This is a genomic window from Vibrio casei, from assembly GCF_002218025.2.
GTDB classification, from domain to species: Bacteria; Pseudomonadota; Gammaproteobacteria; order Enterobacterales; family Vibrionaceae; genus Vibrio; species Vibrio casei.
This window is the reverse complement of sequence record NZ_AP018680.1, coordinates 1,193,589-1,210,976: the sequence shown is the minus strand read 5'-3', so window position 1 is coordinate 1,210,976 and position 17,388 is coordinate 1,193,589. Positions and strand designations below refer to the sequence as shown.

At 41.2% G+C, this 17,388-nt stretch carries 15 protein-coding genes; 11 read left to right on the top strand and 4 right to left on the bottom strand.

The annotated features are described in order from the left end of the window. The first annotated feature begins 80 nt into the window (after positions 1–80). Together VCASEI_RS05835 and xthA are read left to right on the top strand one after the other, a co-directional pair. Entirely contained in the window at positions 81–1,241 is a 1,161-nt protein-coding gene (locus VCASEI_RS05835; protein ID WP_086958109.1) for a ribosomal protein uL16 3-hydroxylase, read from the top strand. A gap of 95 nt (positions 1,242–1,336) precedes the next feature. Further along, positions 1,337–2,143, top strand: coding sequence for an exodeoxyribonuclease III (gene xthA / locus VCASEI_RS05830; protein WP_086958107.1), 807 nt, complete (start codon positions 1,337–1,339; stop codon positions 2,141–2,143). Between the two features lie 97 nt (positions 2,144–2,240). Here the strand turns inward: xthA and VCASEI_RS05825 are convergent, their stop codons facing one another. From VCASEI_RS05825 to VCASEI_RS05810, 4 genes are all read right to left on the bottom strand, one after another. Further along, positions 2,241–2,918: an ABC transporter permease gene (locus tag VCASEI_RS05825; RefSeq protein WP_086958105.1), complete on the bottom strand. Its 678-nt coding sequence runs from the start codon at positions 2,916–2,918 to the stop codon at positions 2,241–2,243. 2 nt (positions 2,919–2,920) lie between these two features. Continuing rightward, positions 2,921–3,664 carry an ABC transporter permease gene (locus VCASEI_RS05820; RefSeq protein WP_086958104.1) on the bottom strand — a complete coding sequence of 248 codons (744 nt, stop codon included), beginning with the start codon at positions 3,662–3,664 and terminating at the stop codon, positions 2,921–2,923. A 67-nt stretch (positions 3,665–3,731) separates the two neighbouring features. Beyond that, entirely contained in the window at positions 3,732–4,502 is a 771-nt protein-coding gene (locus tag VCASEI_RS05815) for an ABC transporter substrate-binding protein (protein ID WP_086958102.1), read from the bottom strand. Between the two features lie 145 nt (positions 4,503–4,647). Next, positions 4,648–5,418, bottom strand: a complete 771-nt coding sequence (locus VCASEI_RS05810) for an ABC transporter ATP-binding protein (protein ID WP_086958100.1) — start codon at positions 5,416–5,418, stop codon at positions 4,648–4,650. A gap of 641 nt (positions 5,419–6,059) precedes the next feature. On the opposite strand from VCASEI_RS05810, the gene pflB reads away from it, so the two are divergent. The 9 genes from pflB (at position 6,060) to rplY (ending at position 17,267) form a co-directional block, all read left to right on the top strand. Next, on the top strand, positions 6,060–8,336 hold the full coding sequence (gene pflB, locus VCASEI_RS05805) for a formate C-acetyltransferase (RefSeq protein WP_086958098.1): 2,277 nt from the start codon (positions 6,060–6,062) through the stop codon (positions 8,334–8,336). Positions 8,337–8,533: 197 nt separating this feature from the next. Beyond that, entirely contained in the window at positions 8,534–10,324 is a 1,791-nt protein-coding gene (locus tag VCASEI_RS05800) for a DEAD/DEAH box helicase (protein WP_089110912.1), read from the top strand. Between the two features lie 280 nt (positions 10,325–10,604). Then, complete coding sequence (locus VCASEI_RS05795; protein WP_086959747.1) at positions 10,605–11,618, top strand: TRAP transporter substrate-binding protein; 1,014 nt, start codon at positions 10,605–10,607, stop codon at positions 11,616–11,618. 77 nt (positions 11,619–11,695) lie between these two features. Beyond that, positions 11,696–12,247 carry a TRAP transporter small permease subunit gene (locus tag VCASEI_RS05790; protein WP_086959748.1) on the top strand — a complete coding sequence of 184 codons (552 nt, stop codon included), beginning with the start codon at positions 11,696–11,698 and terminating at the stop codon, positions 12,245–12,247. Continuing rightward, entirely contained in the window at positions 12,240–13,562 is a 1,323-nt protein-coding gene (locus VCASEI_RS05785) for a TRAP transporter large permease (RefSeq protein ID WP_089110911.1), read from the top strand. The genes VCASEI_RS05790 and VCASEI_RS05785 overlap by 8 nt, the downstream gene beginning before the upstream one ends. 95 nt (positions 13,563–13,657) lie before the next feature. Next, a complete protein-coding gene (locus VCASEI_RS05780) occupies positions 13,658–14,149 on the top strand; it encodes a gluconokinase (RefSeq protein WP_086959780.1) in 492 nt (163 codons plus the stop codon). Positions 14,150–14,165: 16 nt separating this feature from the next. Then, positions 14,166–15,680 carry an NADP-dependent phosphogluconate dehydrogenase gene (gene gndA, locus VCASEI_RS05775; RefSeq protein WP_086959750.1) on the top strand — a complete coding sequence of 505 codons (1,515 nt, stop codon included), beginning with the start codon at positions 14,166–14,168 and terminating at the stop codon, positions 15,678–15,680. 143 nt (positions 15,681–15,823) lie between these two features. Then, entirely contained in the window at positions 15,824–16,825 is a 1,002-nt protein-coding gene (gene gntR, locus VCASEI_RS05770) for a gluconate operon transcriptional repressor GntR (protein WP_086959751.1), read from the top strand. A gap of 163 nt (positions 16,826–16,988) precedes the next feature. Next, positions 16,989–17,267, top strand: a complete 279-nt coding sequence (gene rplY / locus VCASEI_RS05765; protein ID WP_086959752.1) for a 50S ribosomal protein L25 — start codon at positions 16,989–16,991, stop codon at positions 17,265–17,267. Positions 17,268–17,388 lie beyond the last annotated feature (121 nt).

Below are 17,388 nucleotides of genomic sequence, written 5' to 3'. Positions count from 1 at the left end.
GAAGCACATATTTTTCCTGTTCTATACCTTTCTGTTACACTCCAGATCTGTTCCAATTCATTTCCAACTATAGGCTCATCATGTATCAACTTTCTTTTTCATTTTCTGAATTTATGGCCGAGTATTGGCAAAAAAAACCCACCATAATTAAAGGTGGTTTATTTTTTGACACACCACAGCAAGGCTTTGTTGATCCCCTTTCTCCTAATGAGCTTGCCGGACTTGCAATGGAAGAAGAAATTGATTCTCGTTTTGTCTCCAACCTAAATGATGACTGGCAAGCAGAGCACGGCCCTTTCGCTGAAGAAAAATTTGCAGATCTGAGTGAAACCAATTGGTCTTTAATCGTTCAAGCTGCCAATCATTGGCACCCACAAGCCGCGGACTTGGTGGCACCATTTAAAGCGATGCCCGGTTGGTTATTTGATGATCTAATGGTTAGCTTTGCGGTTCCAAATGGTGGCGTTGGTCCGCATATTGATCAATACGATGTTTTCATATGCCAAGGTATGGGTAAGCGTCATTGGCGTGTTGGTGCAAAAGATGAAGGACAATATGAAGAAGTATGTCGTAACTCGGCACTTCGCCAAATAGATAGTTTTGACGCCATTATTGATGACACTCTAGAACCCGGTGATATTTTGTATATTCCACCAGGCTTCCCGCACGATGGCTATGCACTTGAAGCGTCTTTAAGCTATTCCGTCGGCTTTCGTTCACCAAAAGAGCAAGAACTACTCAGCAACTTTGCCGATTACGTATTAGCCCATGATATTGGGGATGTTCACTTACATAACCCAGATCAAAAGGCACAATCGGCTAATGGTATGATTCAACGCCATGATGCTAACCTTATGAGTGATATGTTAAAACGTGCCACTCAAGAACCAATGTTAATCGACAACTTCCTTGGTTGCATGCTCAGCCAATCTCGTCATCAACTCAATATGGTTGCACCTGAAGAAGAGTGGACAATGGATGATATCATGCAACATATCCAAACCGGTGAAGGCCTGTATAAAGTATCTGGCTTACGAGCTTTATACTTGGAAGATAATAAAAATACGTTATTTATCAACGGTGAAGTATTTATATTGAAAACAGGTTTAGAACCACTGGCGTCAATTTTATGCGATGAAGAATGGATTGAATCACAAACCCTAGCTTCATTAACAAGCATTCCTGCCGCTATTCAGTTACTCACTGAATTATTAAATAAAGGATATTGGTTTATCGAGTAGACATAAGCATGGTAAATATCGCACTGTCATGTTTATATTGTGATATTTCTAAATTTTATTTTTTAACACATTGAATTGGTTAAGGATTCCATATTATGAAAGTAATATCATTCAACATAAATGGCCTAAGAGCTCGCCTGCATCAGCTACAAGCTATTATCGATAAACACCAACCGGATGTGATTGGCTTACAGGAAATTAAAGTACATGATGAAGCTTTTCCACTTGCGGATGTTGAAGCCATGGGCTATCACGTTTATTTTCATGGCCAGAAAGCGCATTACGGCGTAGCGATGTTATGCAAGCAAGAACCTATTTCGGTGCAAAAAGGCTTTTCAACCGATACCGAAGAACATCAAAAACGTATGATCATGGCGACTTTTGAAGATGAAAGTGGCCAGAAGACGACTGTGATGAATGGTTATTTCCCTCAAGGAGATAACATTCACCACGAAACAAAATTCCCTTATAAACGCCAGTTTTATAAAGACTTAATGACCCACCTCAATACTCACCACACAAGTGATGAGCAACTTATTATTATGGGTGACATCAACATTAGCCCAATTGATTTGGATATCGGCATTGGTGAACCAAACGCTAAACGTTGGTTAAAAACTGGTAAATGTTCATTTCAGCCAGAAGAACGTGAATGGTTAAAAACACTGCTAGATTGGGGGTTTGAAGACACATTCCGTAACCTACATCCAGCAATTGATAACCAATTTTCATGGTTTGACTACCGCTCTCGTGGTTTTGATGATAACCGTGGTCTTCGGATTGATGTCGTACTAGCCACACCAAACCTTGCCGCTAAATGCGTTGATGCTGGCATTGACTACGAATTACGTGGCATTGAAAAGCCTTCTGATCATGCGCCCATTTGGTCTGCTTTCAAATAAATCAGAATGTGAATAGAGCGATAAATAAAAACTGCCAATCAATAATTGATTGGCAGTTTTATCTCTCAAGCAATAAAACTAACTGATTAGCCTGAAGCTAACTAATTGGTCTTGCATAAGCTAGCATCCGTTTTTCTAAAACTTTGAATAAGTAAATCATCGACATACTCAAAATCATATAAAAGATACCTGCCGTTAAAAAGGCTTCAAAAGGTGCGTAAGTTCTTGAATTAACTAATCTTGCGACCCCTGTAATATCCATCACCGTTACAATTCCTGCCACCGCAGAACCATGCAGCATAAAAATCACTTCATTACTGTACGCTGGTAATGCTCGTCTAAAAGCACTCGGTAAAATAATACGACGATACATTTTTCCGACCGACATGCCATACGCTTTTGACGCTTCAATTTCACCTTTGTCTAAACCTTTAATGGCACCCGCAAAAATTTCTGCCGTATAAGCGCCCGTGTTAAGCACAAAAGCAAATAAAGCACAAAACCATGCATGTTCCCATAACGTCCCTCTTACTTCCATAAATTGGCTTGAACCATAATAAATAAGATACAGTTGAACCAAGAGTGGCGTACCGCGGAAAAAATAACTGTAACACCACACAGGAAAGTTAATAAAGGCATTTGAACTCGTACGAGCGATACCCGCCGGTACCGCAATAATCAACCCTATAATTAATGCCAAGCCTACTAGCCAAAAGGTTGTCCATAAACCTTCAACATATAAAGGCAAGCTATCAAGCATTACTGAAAAATCCATGCTTACCTCGTATGTAACGTAAACTTGCGTTCTAACAGCTTAAGTAATGCAATAGAAACACTCGTGAAAAATAAGAAAATGACTGATACCGTCATATAAAATGTAAAAGGCATTTTGGTCGATCCCGCTGCGAGCGCGCCTACTCGGACCATGTCATCTAAGCCAATAATGGATACCAAGGCCGTTGTTTTCAATAAAACCAACCAGTTATTGCCAAACCCCGGAATAGCATGACGAATCATCTGAGGCAATAAAATACGGCGAAATGACATCATGCTACTCATACCATATGCTTTTGCGGCTTCTAATTCTCCCTTATCTACCGCCATAATCGCGCCACGGAACGTTTCCGTCATATATGCACCAAAGATAAAACCAATGGTTAATATGCCTGCCGCAAAAGGGCTAACATCAATATAGTTCGGAAGATAAGCCGTCCATTTATGAGCAGCGTTATAACTGGTCATCCAATCATTAATTTGTTCATTTAAAGAATAAAGCGAATTATTAAGAAGGACTTGACCACCGAAAAAAATAAGCATCATCAAAACGAGATCAGGTATACCACGAATAATCGTCGTATAGGTCGTCGCAATCAGCCTTGCCCAGCGATAAGGGGATAACTTTGCTAAAGAACCCAACATCCCAAGAAACACAGCTACAATAAGTGACAATAACGCCACTTCAATCGTTACCCATGCCCCTTTTAAAATGGTCACTTCATAACCTTGTAAAAAATCTAACATCATAAAGGTCTATAAGAATGAGAGGCCGTGTTATGGCAACGGCCTCTAATGGATCAAAATTTAAGGCTTATTCACCGTAAACATCATATGTGAAATATTTCGCCGCAATTTGTTGGTAGATACCTTTAGCGCGTAGCGAATCAATCGCTTTGTCTATTTTAGTGGCAAGATCTTGATCTTGTTTACGAACGGCAATACCAAAGCCATCACCAAACCATTTTTCATCAGTTAGTGATGGACCCGTAAATTCATACCCTTCTTTCTTGTCTAACATACCACTTTGAAGTGCAGAAGCATCACCAAATACGGCATCAATTCGGCCGCTTTCTAAATCTAAGTATGCTTCATCAAATGTGCCATAACGAGAAACATCAACGATATCTTTGTAGTTATCTTCAATATATTGATCATGCGTGGTAGAACGTTGAACACCAATTTTCACGCCTTTAAGGCCCTCTTTAGTAAATTCAATATTCGCGCCTTTTTTAGCAATAAACTTATTTGGAATAAGGGCGTATTTGTGGCTGAAAGCAACTTTCTTTTTGCGCTCTTCCGTAATAGACATACCCGCAATAATTGCATCGTATTTACGAGCTAATAGGGCAGGAATAATACCATCCCAATCTTGTGCAATAATCTTACATTTTGCTTCCATTTCTTTACAAAGTGCATTCGCTAAATCGACATCAAAGCCAACTAACTCACCACTTGAATTGGTGTAGTTAAATGGAGGGTATGCCCCTTCTGTAGCAAAGCGTACCGTATCCCAATCCTTGGATTGCGCCGCACCAGACAATGTTGCTGCTGCGATCGTTGCCGCTAAAAACCACTTTTTCATATCCATACTCCTGTGATTATGACTAATTGTTGTGTTGTTTCTTATTGTTATTGTCTTTAGTTCAAAGAACATAAGACTCTATTATTAATACTTATCATTAAAGCACTAAATTTTAATTCTAAAAATAATCCGTTAAGTAACACGGTTAATAAACCGAAGAAATAAACTGTTTAAAACGTTCTGACTCTGGGTGAGTAAAGATTTTTTCGGGATTCCCCTCCTCCTCAACCACACCTTGATGCAAAAACATAACCTGGCTAGAGACATCACGTGCAAAGGCCATTTCATGTGTGACGACTAGCATGGTTCTACCTTCCTCTGCTAAATCACGCATAACACCTAATACTTCACCAACCAGTTCAGGATCAAGAGCCGAAGTGGGTTCATCAAACAACATCACTTCCGGATCAACCGCTAATGCCCTAGCAATAGCGGCACGTTGTTGTTGCCCACCAGATAAGTGGCTTGGGTAATAATCTTTACGATCATATAAGCCCACTTTTTTAAGCAACAATTCTGCATTTTCAATCGCCTGAGCTTTTGGTTGACCTAATACATGAACTGGAGCTTCGATCACATTTTCCAGTACGGTCAGGTGTGACCATAAATTAAAGCCCTGAAAAACCATCGCAAGACGTGAGCGAATACGTTGCACTTGCTTATCATTAGCAGGTAACGTTTCCCCTTTACGGTTAGTTTTCATATCTATAAGTTCACCATTTACCCAAACATCCCCCGATGTTGGGGTCTCAAGTAAATTGATACAGCGTAGAAAAGTACTCTTACCCGAACCGGAAGAGCCTATAATTGAAATGACATCACCTTTGTTTGCAGACAGTGAAATGCCTTTTAAAACCTCATTTTGTCCAAATGTCTTGTGCAGGTTTTTAATATCCAGCGCGGGTACATCCGTCATGCGCCATTTCTCCCTTAATCATTTTCGCATTCCATTTGGTCGAAAGATTTAACCAATTCTTAACAAACTAGCACTAGTCTATTCTAGCTGCAATCAATCATCTCGTAATTAATGCCTGAAAGTAGTGCGTCATTCTGAATGAATATTCATTTTACAGGCATTTATTCTTAGAACAATAGTAATGATAATAAGGTCATAAATTAGCTCCAGAATAAAACTTAAAAAAAGTTATGGTTTTTATGAGTTTTTTTGAATTAATGGCTAAATACTCTTAGTTAAGTGATCCAGATCAACACTTAATCACCGGTCTATTGTTAAATTTTACCTATAGTTAGGAAACGTCTTACGCTATTTCATTCTAGATTCAACTTGCGAAAAAGATGGAAAACGCTACTCTTATTTTTGTCATGCACAATGAATATCAGCGAAAACTAGTATTCCTAACCATTTGTTTATTAAAATTTTAATAGCAGAAAATTCACCGAATTTGATGTTGTCATTTACAAGTAACAATACCAATGGAAAGTATGATTTATTGGTATTGTTATTAATCTGAGTGTACTGGTGCCTCCGGGCGGTAATAACCCTTGAAGGTTAACTATTACAGTACGTATTTTTTCTACTACAAAGGTAGGTATGTCATGGCAGAGCAATTTGCTAAAGCTTGGGAAGGGTTTGCTAACGGTGATTGGCAAAACGAAGTTAATGTTCGTGATTTCATTCAAAAGAACTACACACCGTATGAAGGTGATGAATCTTTCCTAGTTTCTGAGGGTACTGAAGCAACGAACAAGCTTTGGGCTCAAGTAATGGAAGGTATCAAGCAAGAAAACAAAACCCTTGCTCCTGTTGACTTTGATACGTCTATTATTTCTACCATCACTGCTCACGATGCAGGTTACATCAACAAAGATCTTGAAACGATTGTTGGTCTTCAAACGGATGCCCCACTTAAGCGTGCCATCATCCCTAACGGTGGTATCCGTATGGTTGAAGGTTCATGCAAAGTATACGGTCGTGAATTGGATCCAATGATTTCTAAAATCTACACCGAATACCGTAAAACTCATAACCAAGGTGTGTTCGACATCTATACGCCTGACATCATGAAATGTCGTAAATCTGGCGTATTGACTGGTCTTCCTGATGCTTACGGCCGTGGTCGTATCATTGGTGACTACCGTCGTGTTGCGCTTTACGGTATTGACTACTTGATGAAAGACAAATTCGCTCAATTTACGTCTCTACAAGAGCGTTTTGAAAATGGCGAAGACCTAACTGCAACAATGCAACTTCGTGAAGAAATTGCAGAGCAACACCGTGCTCTAGGCCAAATTAAAGAAATGGCAGCTAAATACGGTTGTGACATTTCTCGCCCTGCTGAAACTGCTCAAGAAGCGATTCAATGGACTTACTTCGGCTACCTAGCAGCCGTTAAATCTCAAAACGGCGCGGCAATGTCTCTTGGCCGTACGTCTTCTTTCCTTGATATCTTCATCGAGCGCGATATTGCAGCTGGTAAGATCACGGAAGTAGAAGCTCAAGAAATGATTGACCACTTCGTAATGAAGCTACGTATGGTTCGTTTCCTACGTACGCCTGAATACGATGAGTTGTTCTCTGGCGACCCTATCTGGGCAACAGAATCAATGGGTGGTATGGGTCTTGACGGGCGCACATTAGTTACTCGCAGTAACTTCCGTTTCCTAAACAGCCTATACACTATGGGTCCAAGCCCAGAGCCGAACATCACTGTTCTATGGTCTGAGCAACTTCCTGCTGGCTTTAAGCACTTCTGTGCAAAAGTATCGATCGATACTTCATCTATCCAGTATGAAAATGATGACCTAATGCGCCCTGATCTACAATCAGATGACTACGCAATCGCGTGTTGCGTATCACCAATGGTAGTTGGTAAGCAAATGCAGTTCTTCGGTGCTCGTGCTAACCTTGCTAAAACTATGCTTTACACCATCAATGGTGGCGTGGATGAGAAACTTAAAGTGCAAATCGGTCCTAAAATGGACAAAATCACTGGTGAGTATCTTGATTACGACGAGTTATGGGCGAAGATGGACCACTTCATGGATTGGTTAGCAAAACAATATGTGACAGCATTGAATTCTATCCACTACATGCACGACAAATACAGCTACGAAGCGTCTTTAATGGCTCTTCATGACCGTGACGTTCGTCGTACTATGGCTTGTGGTATTGCGGGTCTGTCAGTGGCAGCGGATTCACTGTCTGCCATTAAATACGCAAAAGTGAAACCAATTCGTGATGAAGATGGCCTAGCACTCGATTTCGAAATCGAAGGCGATTATCCTAAATTTGGTAACAACGACTCTCGCGTAGATGATATCGCTTGTGAACTCGTTTCTGTTTTCATGGGTAAAATCCGTAAACTGAAAACATACCGTGATGCAATCCCAACGCAATCTATCCTTACTATCACATCTAACGTGGTATACGGTAAGAAAACTGGGAACACACCAGATGGTCGTCGCGCTGGTACGCCATTCGCTCCAGGTGCTAACCCAATGCACGGTCGCGATGAGAAAGGTGCTGTAGCGTCTCTAACTTCAGTTGCAAAACTGCCGTTTGCTGATGCTCAAGATGGTATTTCTTACACCTTCTCTATCGTCCCTAACGCACTAGGTAAAACAGATGAAGCGAAAAAAGCAAACCTTGCCGGCCTAATGGATGGTTACTTCCACCATGAAGCTTCTGTTGAAGGTGGTCAACATCTTAACGTAAATGTTCTTAACCGCGAAACGCTACAAGACGCCGTTAAACACCCAGAGAAATATCCTCAGCTAACTATCCGTGTTTCTGGATACGCAGTACGATTCAACTCTCTAACAACAGAACAACAACAAGACGTTATCGCACGTACTTTCACTGAATCTCTATAATATAGAGCCTTTCAGCCATCAAAGCCCTACTCATTTGAGTGGGGCTTTTTTATTGACAAACAATCTCACGACGGCCTGATATAACTGCTAATGAAAACACACTGTAATAAAATCGCAAAGTATCGTAAATCTAGCAATATCACCCTAATCCCAGTACTCTAGCGTCATTATTAAACTTATCGATACTTGTTATAGCCATGTTCACACTTCGCCCATACCAAGCTGATTCTGTTAAAGCCGTCATTCATTATTTTCGCAACAACAGTGAGCCCGCCGTTATCGTTTTACCTACTGGCGCAGGAAAAAGCTTAGTCATCGCAGAACTGGCTCGCCTAGCTAAAGGTCGAGTATTAATGCTAACGCATGTAAAAGAGCTGGTTGAACAAAATCATGCGAAATATGAAAGTTACTCAACGGAAGATAGATCACTAAAAGGCTCTATTTTTTCGGCAGGTTTAGGCCGAAAAGAAACCGAAGAACAAGTCGTCTTTGCTTCGGTACAATCTGTCGTGCGTAACCTAGAAGCCTTTGCCAATCAATTTTCCTTATTAGTGATCGATGAATGCCATCGCGTACCTGACAATCCGAAAAGTAGTTATCGTAAAGTGATTTCACATCTACAAAGTGTTAATCCAGGCATTAAAATTTTAGGGTTAACCGCCACCCCTTATCGGCTAGGTATGGGATGGATTTATCAATACCAAGTACGAGGAAAAAAAGGGCAAGTACGCTCACAAGACCCACGCTTTTTCCGCGACTGTATTTTTGAATTACCTATTCAATACCTATTAGACGAAGGTTTCCTTACCCCTGCTAAAATGGTCGACGCGCCTGTGCTTAGTTATGACTTCTCACACTTAAAACCAGCCTTAGCAGGACGTTACAAAGAAGCAGAATTAGACTTGGTGATTGAAAAATCCAAACGTGCTACCCCACAAATCATTCACCAAATAGTCGAACTCGCAAAAGATAAACAAGGCATTATGATTTTCGCAGCCACGGTTCGCCATGCTCAAGAAATTCTTACATTATTGCCAGAACAAGAATCCGCACTAGTGATTGGCGATACCCATCACATCGAACGAGACCGCATCATCAATGCTTTTAAAAATAAACAAATAAAATATCTGGTCAATGTCTCGGTATTAACCACTGGCTTTGATGCGCCTCATGTTGATCTTATTGCCATATTACGCCCAACGGAATCGGTGAGTTTATATCAGCAAATCATTGGTCGAGGACTTCGTTTAGCCGCCAATAAAAAAGAATGTTTGGTGCTCGATTACGCTGGTAACAACTACGATCTTTACCAACCTGAAGTGGGTGAAATCAAGCCCGATCCAAACAGTGACAGTGTGACTATTCCTTGCCCCGCTTGCGGTTTTAACAATACCTTTTGGGGGAAATTGGATAATAAAGGTATTTTGATAGAACATTATGGTCGTCGTTGCCAAGGTTACTTCGAAGTGACTGATGACAATGATAAACCCACTGGTGAGCGGGAACATTGTGGCTATCGTTTCAAAGCCAAATATTGCTCAGAATGCGGAGCAGATAATGACATAGCGGCTCGAATCTGCCATCAGTGTGATGCCACGTTAGTTGACCCAGATAAAAAGCTGCGTGATGCCTTAAATCTAAAAGATGCCTTAGTATTTGAATGTAAAGACATGCAGCTTACTATTCATAAAACTCAAGATGGCAAGTCACAGCTGAAAATCACCTATTCAGGTGAAACCAATGACGATAGCCCACAGGCGTTAGTAAATGAGTTTTGGTCATTAACCACCAAAAAACAAAAACAAAATTTTTCCGAGCAATTTGTTCGCCCTCACCTTGCCGATAGGCATCGTCCATTTGAAGAAAGCTCTCCCACTAAAGTGGTTAACCACCAACACCGATTCCGTCTTCCTTTGTTCATTATTGCAAGAAAATCTGGACGCTTTTGGAAAGTAAGAGATAAAATTTTTTCTGATGAATTAAACTAATTATCCGAATTTTCTCCTAATATTGTGCGCATATTGAGTTTTAAGCAGTTAATAAGTCGAGCTATTTTAATCCGCTAGATACCGTCAATCATTATCATTCCTAAAAACAAATTCTGTGATCCACTTAATAGCGCGCAAAAATAGTTACCGGTAACATTTACGTTACAAAGTTACCGGTAACATTATTATAAATAACGGAACGAGTACCCATCAAGGTAAATAGGTTAACTGCCTAGTTATTGACTGCGAAGGGTAAACCTGAAACTAAAAGGACAAGAACATGAAATTGACTCTTACCATGACGGCTGCTGCTTTAGCAGGAATATTCTCAACTTCAGTGCTGGCTGCTGATTTTAACCTTAAAATTCAATCGTCTGATCCATCGGGCGATAAAAACTACCAAGTGCAACAAAAATGGGCCAAAAGTGTTGAAACCATGACGGATGGCAGAATTAAGATTTCGTTATTGCCTGTCGGCAGTGTGGTAAAAAATACCGAAACACTCGATGCTATTCGCCAAGGTATTCTAGATGGTCAAATAACGGCAACCGAATACTTTTCAGGTAAAGATCCTGCTTTTGGCCTTATTGGTAACATGGTTGGCGCTTGGTCAAATACTGGTCAACTTCTGCAATACATTAACTATGGCGGTGGTTATGAATTAATGACCGAACTTTACAAGCCATACGGAGTGAAGTTTATTGGTGGTTCAACCACCGGCGTTGAGTCTTTAGTGTCTAAAGTACCACTAGATGGTGTTGCCGATCTTAAAGGGCTAAAAATCCGCGCACCGGAAGGCTTAGTGCAACAAGTTTTTGCCGCTGCAGGCGCAACTCCGGTTAACTTACCGGGCTCTGAAGTATTTACTGGGTTAAGTAAAGGCGTTATTGATGCGGCCGACTACACCGTATTTTCAACCAATCAAAAAGCAGGCATGAACGACATTGCGACTCATCCAGTTCAACCTGGCTTCCATTCTCTACCTTTAATTGACATTTCGATTAGCCAGAAGAAATGGGACAAAATGTCTCCAGACCTACAAGAAATTCTCACCGTTTCTGTTCGTGATTTCGCCGTTGATATGACAACCGAACTTCGTATTGCTGACCAAGCCGCCGTCGCTAAAGCAGAAAAAGATCCCAATATCACAATTCATAACTGGTCGGATGAAGAGCGTAAAAAATTCCGCGCCATCGCCAAAACACAATGGCAAGTATTTTCAGAACGCTCACCTAATGCGAAAAAGGTTTACGATTCTGTCACTAAATACTTAGAAGAAAACGGATTACTTTAATCTCTACCCATTGACACCATTTAAGGGCTGTTGACTCAGCCCTTTCTCATCGATTTTTGTTTCAGATAGGTTGTTTTATGAAAGATGTCCCTACGCCCCCAGAAGCTGAAGACGTTCCTAAAAATAAACTGGATGCCTGCATTATTAAAGTCAGCCACGTTTTAAGTTTACTGTTTATCTTTACGGTCTTTATCTCTTTTTATGAAGTGTTAATGCGTTATGTCTTTGACGCTCCAACGACTTGGGTTCATGAAACGGCTTCATTTATTGGTGGAAGCCTATTTGTCATTGGTGGCATTTATGCTTTTGCAACCGACAAACATGTTCGCGTTGTACTGATCTATGATGCGGTCTCCAACAAAACGCGTCGTTTATTAAACATAGTTCACCATATTGTTGGGCTAACCTTCTCATTGATGATGGCGTGGGCGGCTTACACCATGGTTCAAACCTCTTGGTTTACGCCATGGGGAGAGTTCCGTTTAGAAACTTCCGGGTCTTATTTTAATCCACCGTACCCTGCCCTGTTAAAAGCATTAATTTTTGTTATTTTCTGCATTTTATCGGTGCAATTCGTTTTGCACCTCTTTCAAGAGATCAAGGCATTAAGGAGTCGCCACGATGTTTGATTTATCTGCTATATGCATTGGATATGCCAGCCTACTCATGTTGGTAATGATGATCGGCTTGTTGCTCACCGGCATGCAATTAGCGTTCGTAACCGGCTTTGTGGCCTTATTTTTTACCTTCGGATGGTTTGGCGTCGATGCGCTACCTCTTGTCACTAGCCGTATGTATAGCTTTGTTGATGGTTATATTTTCCTCGCCGTTCCTATGTTTGTATTAATGGCGGCATTGTTAGACCGTTCAGGTATTGCTCGCGATTTATTCGATGCCATGAAATCGGTCGGCAGAAAAGTGCGTGGAGGCGTCGCGGTACAGACATTACTTGTGGCTGTTCTACTGGCTTCTATGTCTGGTGTGATCGGTGGCGAAACTGTGTTGCTCGGCATTCTTGCCTTACCTCAAATGCTGCGTTTAGGCTACGACCGTAAACTGGCTATAGGCACAACCTGTGCTGGCGGCGCATTAGGCACCATGTTACCACCTAGTATTGTTCTAATTATTTATGGGTTAACCGCCAGTGTTTCTATTGGCGATCTTTTTAAAGCTTCATTTGTTCCGGCTTTAATGTTGGCGTTATTTTACGTTGCTTATGTATTAATTCGTTGCTTCCTGAATCCATCATTAGCACCATTGCCAACCGAAGAAGAGCTCAGAGAAGATGCACTTACTAAACCGAATTACTTTAAAGCCCTGTTCTTTCCATTGCTTTCCGTTGCAATCGTATTGGGCAGTATTTACAGCGGTGTTGCGTCGGTAACCGAAGCCTCTGCGCTGGGTGTCGTCGGCATCATGATCAGTGCCATCATTCGTAAAGAAATGACTTGGATAATGTTAAAAGAAAGTGCCATTGCCACCATGAGAACTTGTGGGATGATCATTTGGATTGGTATTGGCGCCACCGCCTTAGTAGGTGTGTATAACCTCATGGGTGGCATTGACTTTGTCGAAGAGACTATTTTAGCGCTAAGTGGTGGTCATGCGATGGGTACATTACTCATCATGATGGTAATTTTATTGGTTTTAGGCATGTTCCTAGATTGGGTCGGTGTTGCATTGCTGACCATGCCAATCTTCGTACCGATCATCGTTAATCTTGGCTTTGACCCAATATGGTTTGGTGTGGTGTTCTGTTTAAACATGCAAGTGTCCTTCTTATCACCACCTTTTGGTCCTGCGGCCTTTTATCTCAAATCCGTCGCACCAAAAGACATCAGCCTAGGTGAAATATTTACGGCCTTACTGCCATTTATAGGCCTGCAAATACTCGCTCTTGGCTTAGTAATTATCTTTCCTCAATTGGCGCTTTGGTGGCAATAACGCATTATTTAAAACCGCTCTATTTAAATAGAGCGGTAGTAGGCAACACTATGAACAATCAAACCGTTATAGAAAAAGAAACAAAGCAATCGACAATGAAACATAAAAAAATATTAGTCATGGGCGTGTCTGGTTGTGGAAAAAGCCACATAGGTCAACTTCTTGCTCAAGATTTACACTTTCAATTTTTTGATGGTGATGACTTTCACCCAGACAGTAATGTAGAAAAAATGCGTCAAGGCATTCCTCTTACCGACGAAGACCGAATCGATTGGCTGCATACGTTAAATCAACTTTTTATTTCCAATGATACTGCAGTAATCGCTTGCTCAGCATTAAAACCCCAGTACCGCGATATCTTAAGGCTCAATAATTCAGAACTAGTGATTATTTACCTTCAAGGTGATTTCGACACCATTTGGCAGCGGCATCAAAAAAGAGATAACCACTGGTTCAATGGCGAAAACATGTTAAAAAGCCAATTTGAAGCGCTCATGGAACCCAATGCTAACGAAGCTATTTTTATTGATATTAAGCCATCGATTGACAGTGTAATACAAAACATCCACACACAGTTAAAGGCATAACGACCGAGGTACGATCATGACAACCCTTTCTTCTATCAACAACAGTCATATTGCAATGATTGGTCTAGGTGTAATGGGCAAAAGCTTAGCACTCAATTTACTCGACAATGGTTTTAATGTGGCAGGTTTTGACATCAACCAACACCATTTAGATCAAACCACTCAAGAAGCCACAGCACTGAATAATAGCGAGCAAAATCATAGTGTTTTTATCTCATGTAAATCATTAACTGAATTACTCAATCAACTATCTACTCCAAGAGTGATTGCGCTATCTATTCCGGCTGGAAACATTGTCGAAACCGTTATCGACGATTTACTGAAAGCTGGCCTACAACCACAAGATATTGTCATTGATACTGGCAATAGCTTATGGACAGACACCATCGCTCGCGATAAAAAATACCAAGGTAAACTTAACTTTTTCAGCACTGCGGTTTCTGGTGGTGAACAAGGTGCACGTTTTGGTCCTGCTTTAATGGCAAGTGGCGATCCTCAAGCCTGGCTGCACATTAAACCAATGTGGAATGCTATTTCAGCCAAAGTAGACAAAAATGGCATGCCGGTTCCCCCTAAACATCCGGGTGAACCTTGCGCTACCTATACAGGTCCAAGTGGTTCGGGTCACTATGTCAAAATGGTTCATAACGGCATTGAATATGCCGACATGCAACTCATTTGCGAAGTATATCAATATCTTAATCAAGCGCTTGGTTTACCAGCAAATGAGATTGGTGAAATCTTCAATCAATGGAATCAAGGTGTATTAAATAGTTATCTAATGGAAATTAGCGCTGATATTTTGAAACAAAAAGACTTCCATACCGACAAACCATTGGTTGACATGATCCTAGATAAAGCTGGACAAAAAGGCACAGGAACATGGACGGCCATTAACAGTTTTGAAGTTGGTAGCCCAACCCCAACCATCGCTCAGTCAGTCTATGCTCGCTCACTAAGCAGTTTAAAAACTCGTCGTGAATTAGGCGCGAAGCTTCTAACAGCCAAAACTGAAAAAGCCTTAACCGACGATCTAAGCACCATCGTCAACGAACTTCATGACGCACTCTATTGCGCCAAATTATGTGTTTATGCTCAAGGTTTCGATTTAATGAAAACCACGTCATCTCAACAAGGTTGGCCGTTAAATTTTGCCGATATTGCCAAAGGGTGGCGCTCTGGCTGTATTATTCGTGCCATCTTCTTACAAAGCATTACCAAAGCTTTTGAAAGCAATCACGATTTAGACAACTTAATGTTTGATCAAAGCTTTGCCAAAGAACTGGAACAACGCCAACTGAATTGGCGTCGAAGTGTCGCCAATGCCAGCCTTCAAGGTATTCCTATTCCAGGAATGAGCTCCGCTTTAAGTTATTTCGATGCGATGCGCTGTGCAACCTTACCCGCGAATTTATTGCAAGCACAACGCGATTACTTCGGTTCGCATACCTATTCACGAGTCGATCAACCCGAAGCCAATAAATATCATGTCGAGTGGAGTCAATCGCCTAGAGTCGAGCAATCGTTATAGTAAGTGATGCCCACAATTACCACTATAACGGTTAACAATCAGGAAAAAGCGTATGTTTGTGCGCTTTTTCCTACCTTAAGCTAGCGAATTGATTTATAACGTAATACGAAAAATAATCCCCTTTCTTTAAATAGGCGATGACGATGGCAAGTAAAAACAAACGACCAACATTACAAGATGTCGCCAACCTTGTTGGGGTTACCAAAATGACCGTCAGCCGATGTCTACGAACCCCAGATAACGTGTCAGATTCCTTGCGCCAAAAAATCACACAGGCTGTGGAAGAGTTAGGTTACATTCCCAACCGAGCTCCGGACATTTTATCCAACGCCAAAAGCCACGCCATTGGAGTACTAGTCCCATCACTGACCAACCAAGTCTTTGCCGAAATTATTCGGGGTATTGAAACCATCACTGAACCGGCTGGTTATCAATTGATGCTGGCCCACTACAGCTACAGTGCTACTCTTGAAGAAAAAAACATCGAAATGCTGCTCTCATATAATGTCGATGCCATCATATTGTCTGAAAATCACCACACCGAGCGCACGAAGAAAATGTTAAAAACAGCGGGTATTCCGGTCATCGAGATTATGGATACCGTTTCCCCCGCGATCGAACAATCCATTGGGTTCGATAACCATGCGGCCTCCAAGGCCATGACCCAAGCCATGATTGATAAAGGTCATGACCAAATCGTGTATTTTGCTGCACGATTGGATGTGCGAACTAAGCTAAAGTTAGCCGGTTACGAAGAAGCCATGCGCTCAAATGGATTAACGCCGATAAGCCTACAAACCACCAATGCCTCTTCGTTCACATTAGGTGCCGATTTACTTCATAAAATGCGCAAAGATCACCCCACTGCCAATGGTATTTTTTGCACCAATGATGACTTAGCGGTAGGAGCAATTTATGAATGTCAACGACTTGGTATACGCGTACCAGAAGACATAGGAATTGCTGGCTTTCATGGGCATGACCTCTCGAATGTTATGGTTCCTAGGTTAGCAACTGTTGTGACACCCAGAGAAAAAATTGGCGTTATATCAGCCGAACAAATTTTACAACGCTTAAATGGAGAAGCCATCCATCAAACCACCATCGATCTCGGTTTTCAAATCGACTTACGAGACAGTATTTGATTGAGCTAATTCCGTGGTTTTATATTGCTCATAATCCGTTTGAATGTTAGTATCCGCGCTCGTTTCATGCCTTAATATTTTATTTGGCATTGAAGCAACGCTTAATCACTAGGTCGCTACGTGATTAAACATCTTTTAATTTACTAATTTGAGAGTAAATACTATGAAATTTGAAGCAGTAGTACGTACTGAACTAGGTAAGGGTGCGAGCCGCCGCCTACGTCTAACTGGCCAATTCCCTGCAATCATCTACGGTGGTGAAGCAGAGCCAGTATCTATCGCATTGGTTCACTCTGACGTGATCAACCAAATGGATAAGCCTGAATTTTACGAAGCAATCACTCTAGTAGTTGATGGCAAAGAAGTAAAAGTTAAGCCACAAGACGTTCAACGTCACGCGTTTAAGCCAAAAGTTGAGCACATGGACTTCATCCGCATCTAAGACTACCCGTCTTTAGATTCGATTGAATCCACCTTTTGCATAAAAGGTAAAATGAGAACCGAATTTACCACTCGAGACTCATGCTAGAAATAGCAAGAAACATAGAAAGCCCGATGCTACC

Coding starts and splice junctions, on each gene's coding strand:
- VCASEI_RS05835 (WP_086958109.1), top strand. CDS start 81: ATGTATCAACTTTCTTTTTCATTTTCTGAATTTATGGCCGAGTATTGG.
- xthA (WP_086958107.1), top strand. CDS start 1,337: ATGAAAGTAATATCATTCAACATAAATGGCCTAAGAGCTCGCCTGCAT.
- VCASEI_RS05825 (WP_086958105.1), bottom strand. CDS start 2,918: ATGGATTTTTCAGTAATGCTTGATAGCTTGCCTTTATATGTTGAAGGT.
- VCASEI_RS05820 (WP_086958104.1), bottom strand. CDS start 3,664: ATGTTAGATTTTTTACAAGGTTATGAAGTGACCATTTTAAAAGGGGCA.
- VCASEI_RS05815 (WP_086958102.1), bottom strand. CDS start 4,502: ATGAAAAAGTGGTTTTTAGCGGCAACGATCGCAGCAGCAACATTGTCT.
- VCASEI_RS05810 (WP_086958100.1), bottom strand. CDS start 5,418: ATGACGGATGTACCCGCGCTGGATATTAAAAACCTGCACAAGACATTT.
- pflB (WP_086958098.1), top strand. CDS start 6,060: ATGGCAGAGCAATTTGCTAAAGCTTGGGAAGGGTTTGCTAACGGTGAT.
- VCASEI_RS05800 (WP_089110912.1), top strand. CDS start 8,534: ATGTTCACACTTCGCCCATACCAAGCTGATTCTGTTAAAGCCGTCATT.
- VCASEI_RS05795 (WP_086959747.1), top strand. CDS start 10,605: ATGAAATTGACTCTTACCATGACGGCTGCTGCTTTAGCAGGAATATTC.
- VCASEI_RS05790 (WP_086959748.1), top strand. CDS start 11,696: ATGAAAGATGTCCCTACGCCCCCAGAAGCTGAAGACGTTCCTAAAAAT.
- VCASEI_RS05785 (WP_089110911.1), top strand. CDS start 12,240: ATGTTTGATTTATCTGCTATATGCATTGGATATGCCAGCCTACTCATG.
- VCASEI_RS05780 (WP_086959780.1), top strand. CDS start 13,658: ATGAAACATAAAAAAATATTAGTCATGGGCGTGTCTGGTTGTGGAAAA.
- gndA (WP_086959750.1), top strand. CDS start 14,166: ATGACAACCCTTTCTTCTATCAACAACAGTCATATTGCAATGATTGGT.
- gntR (WP_086959751.1), top strand. CDS start 15,824: ATGGCAAGTAAAAACAAACGACCAACATTACAAGATGTCGCCAACCTT.
- rplY (WP_086959752.1), top strand. CDS start 16,989: ATGAAATTTGAAGCAGTAGTACGTACTGAACTAGGTAAGGGTGCGAGC.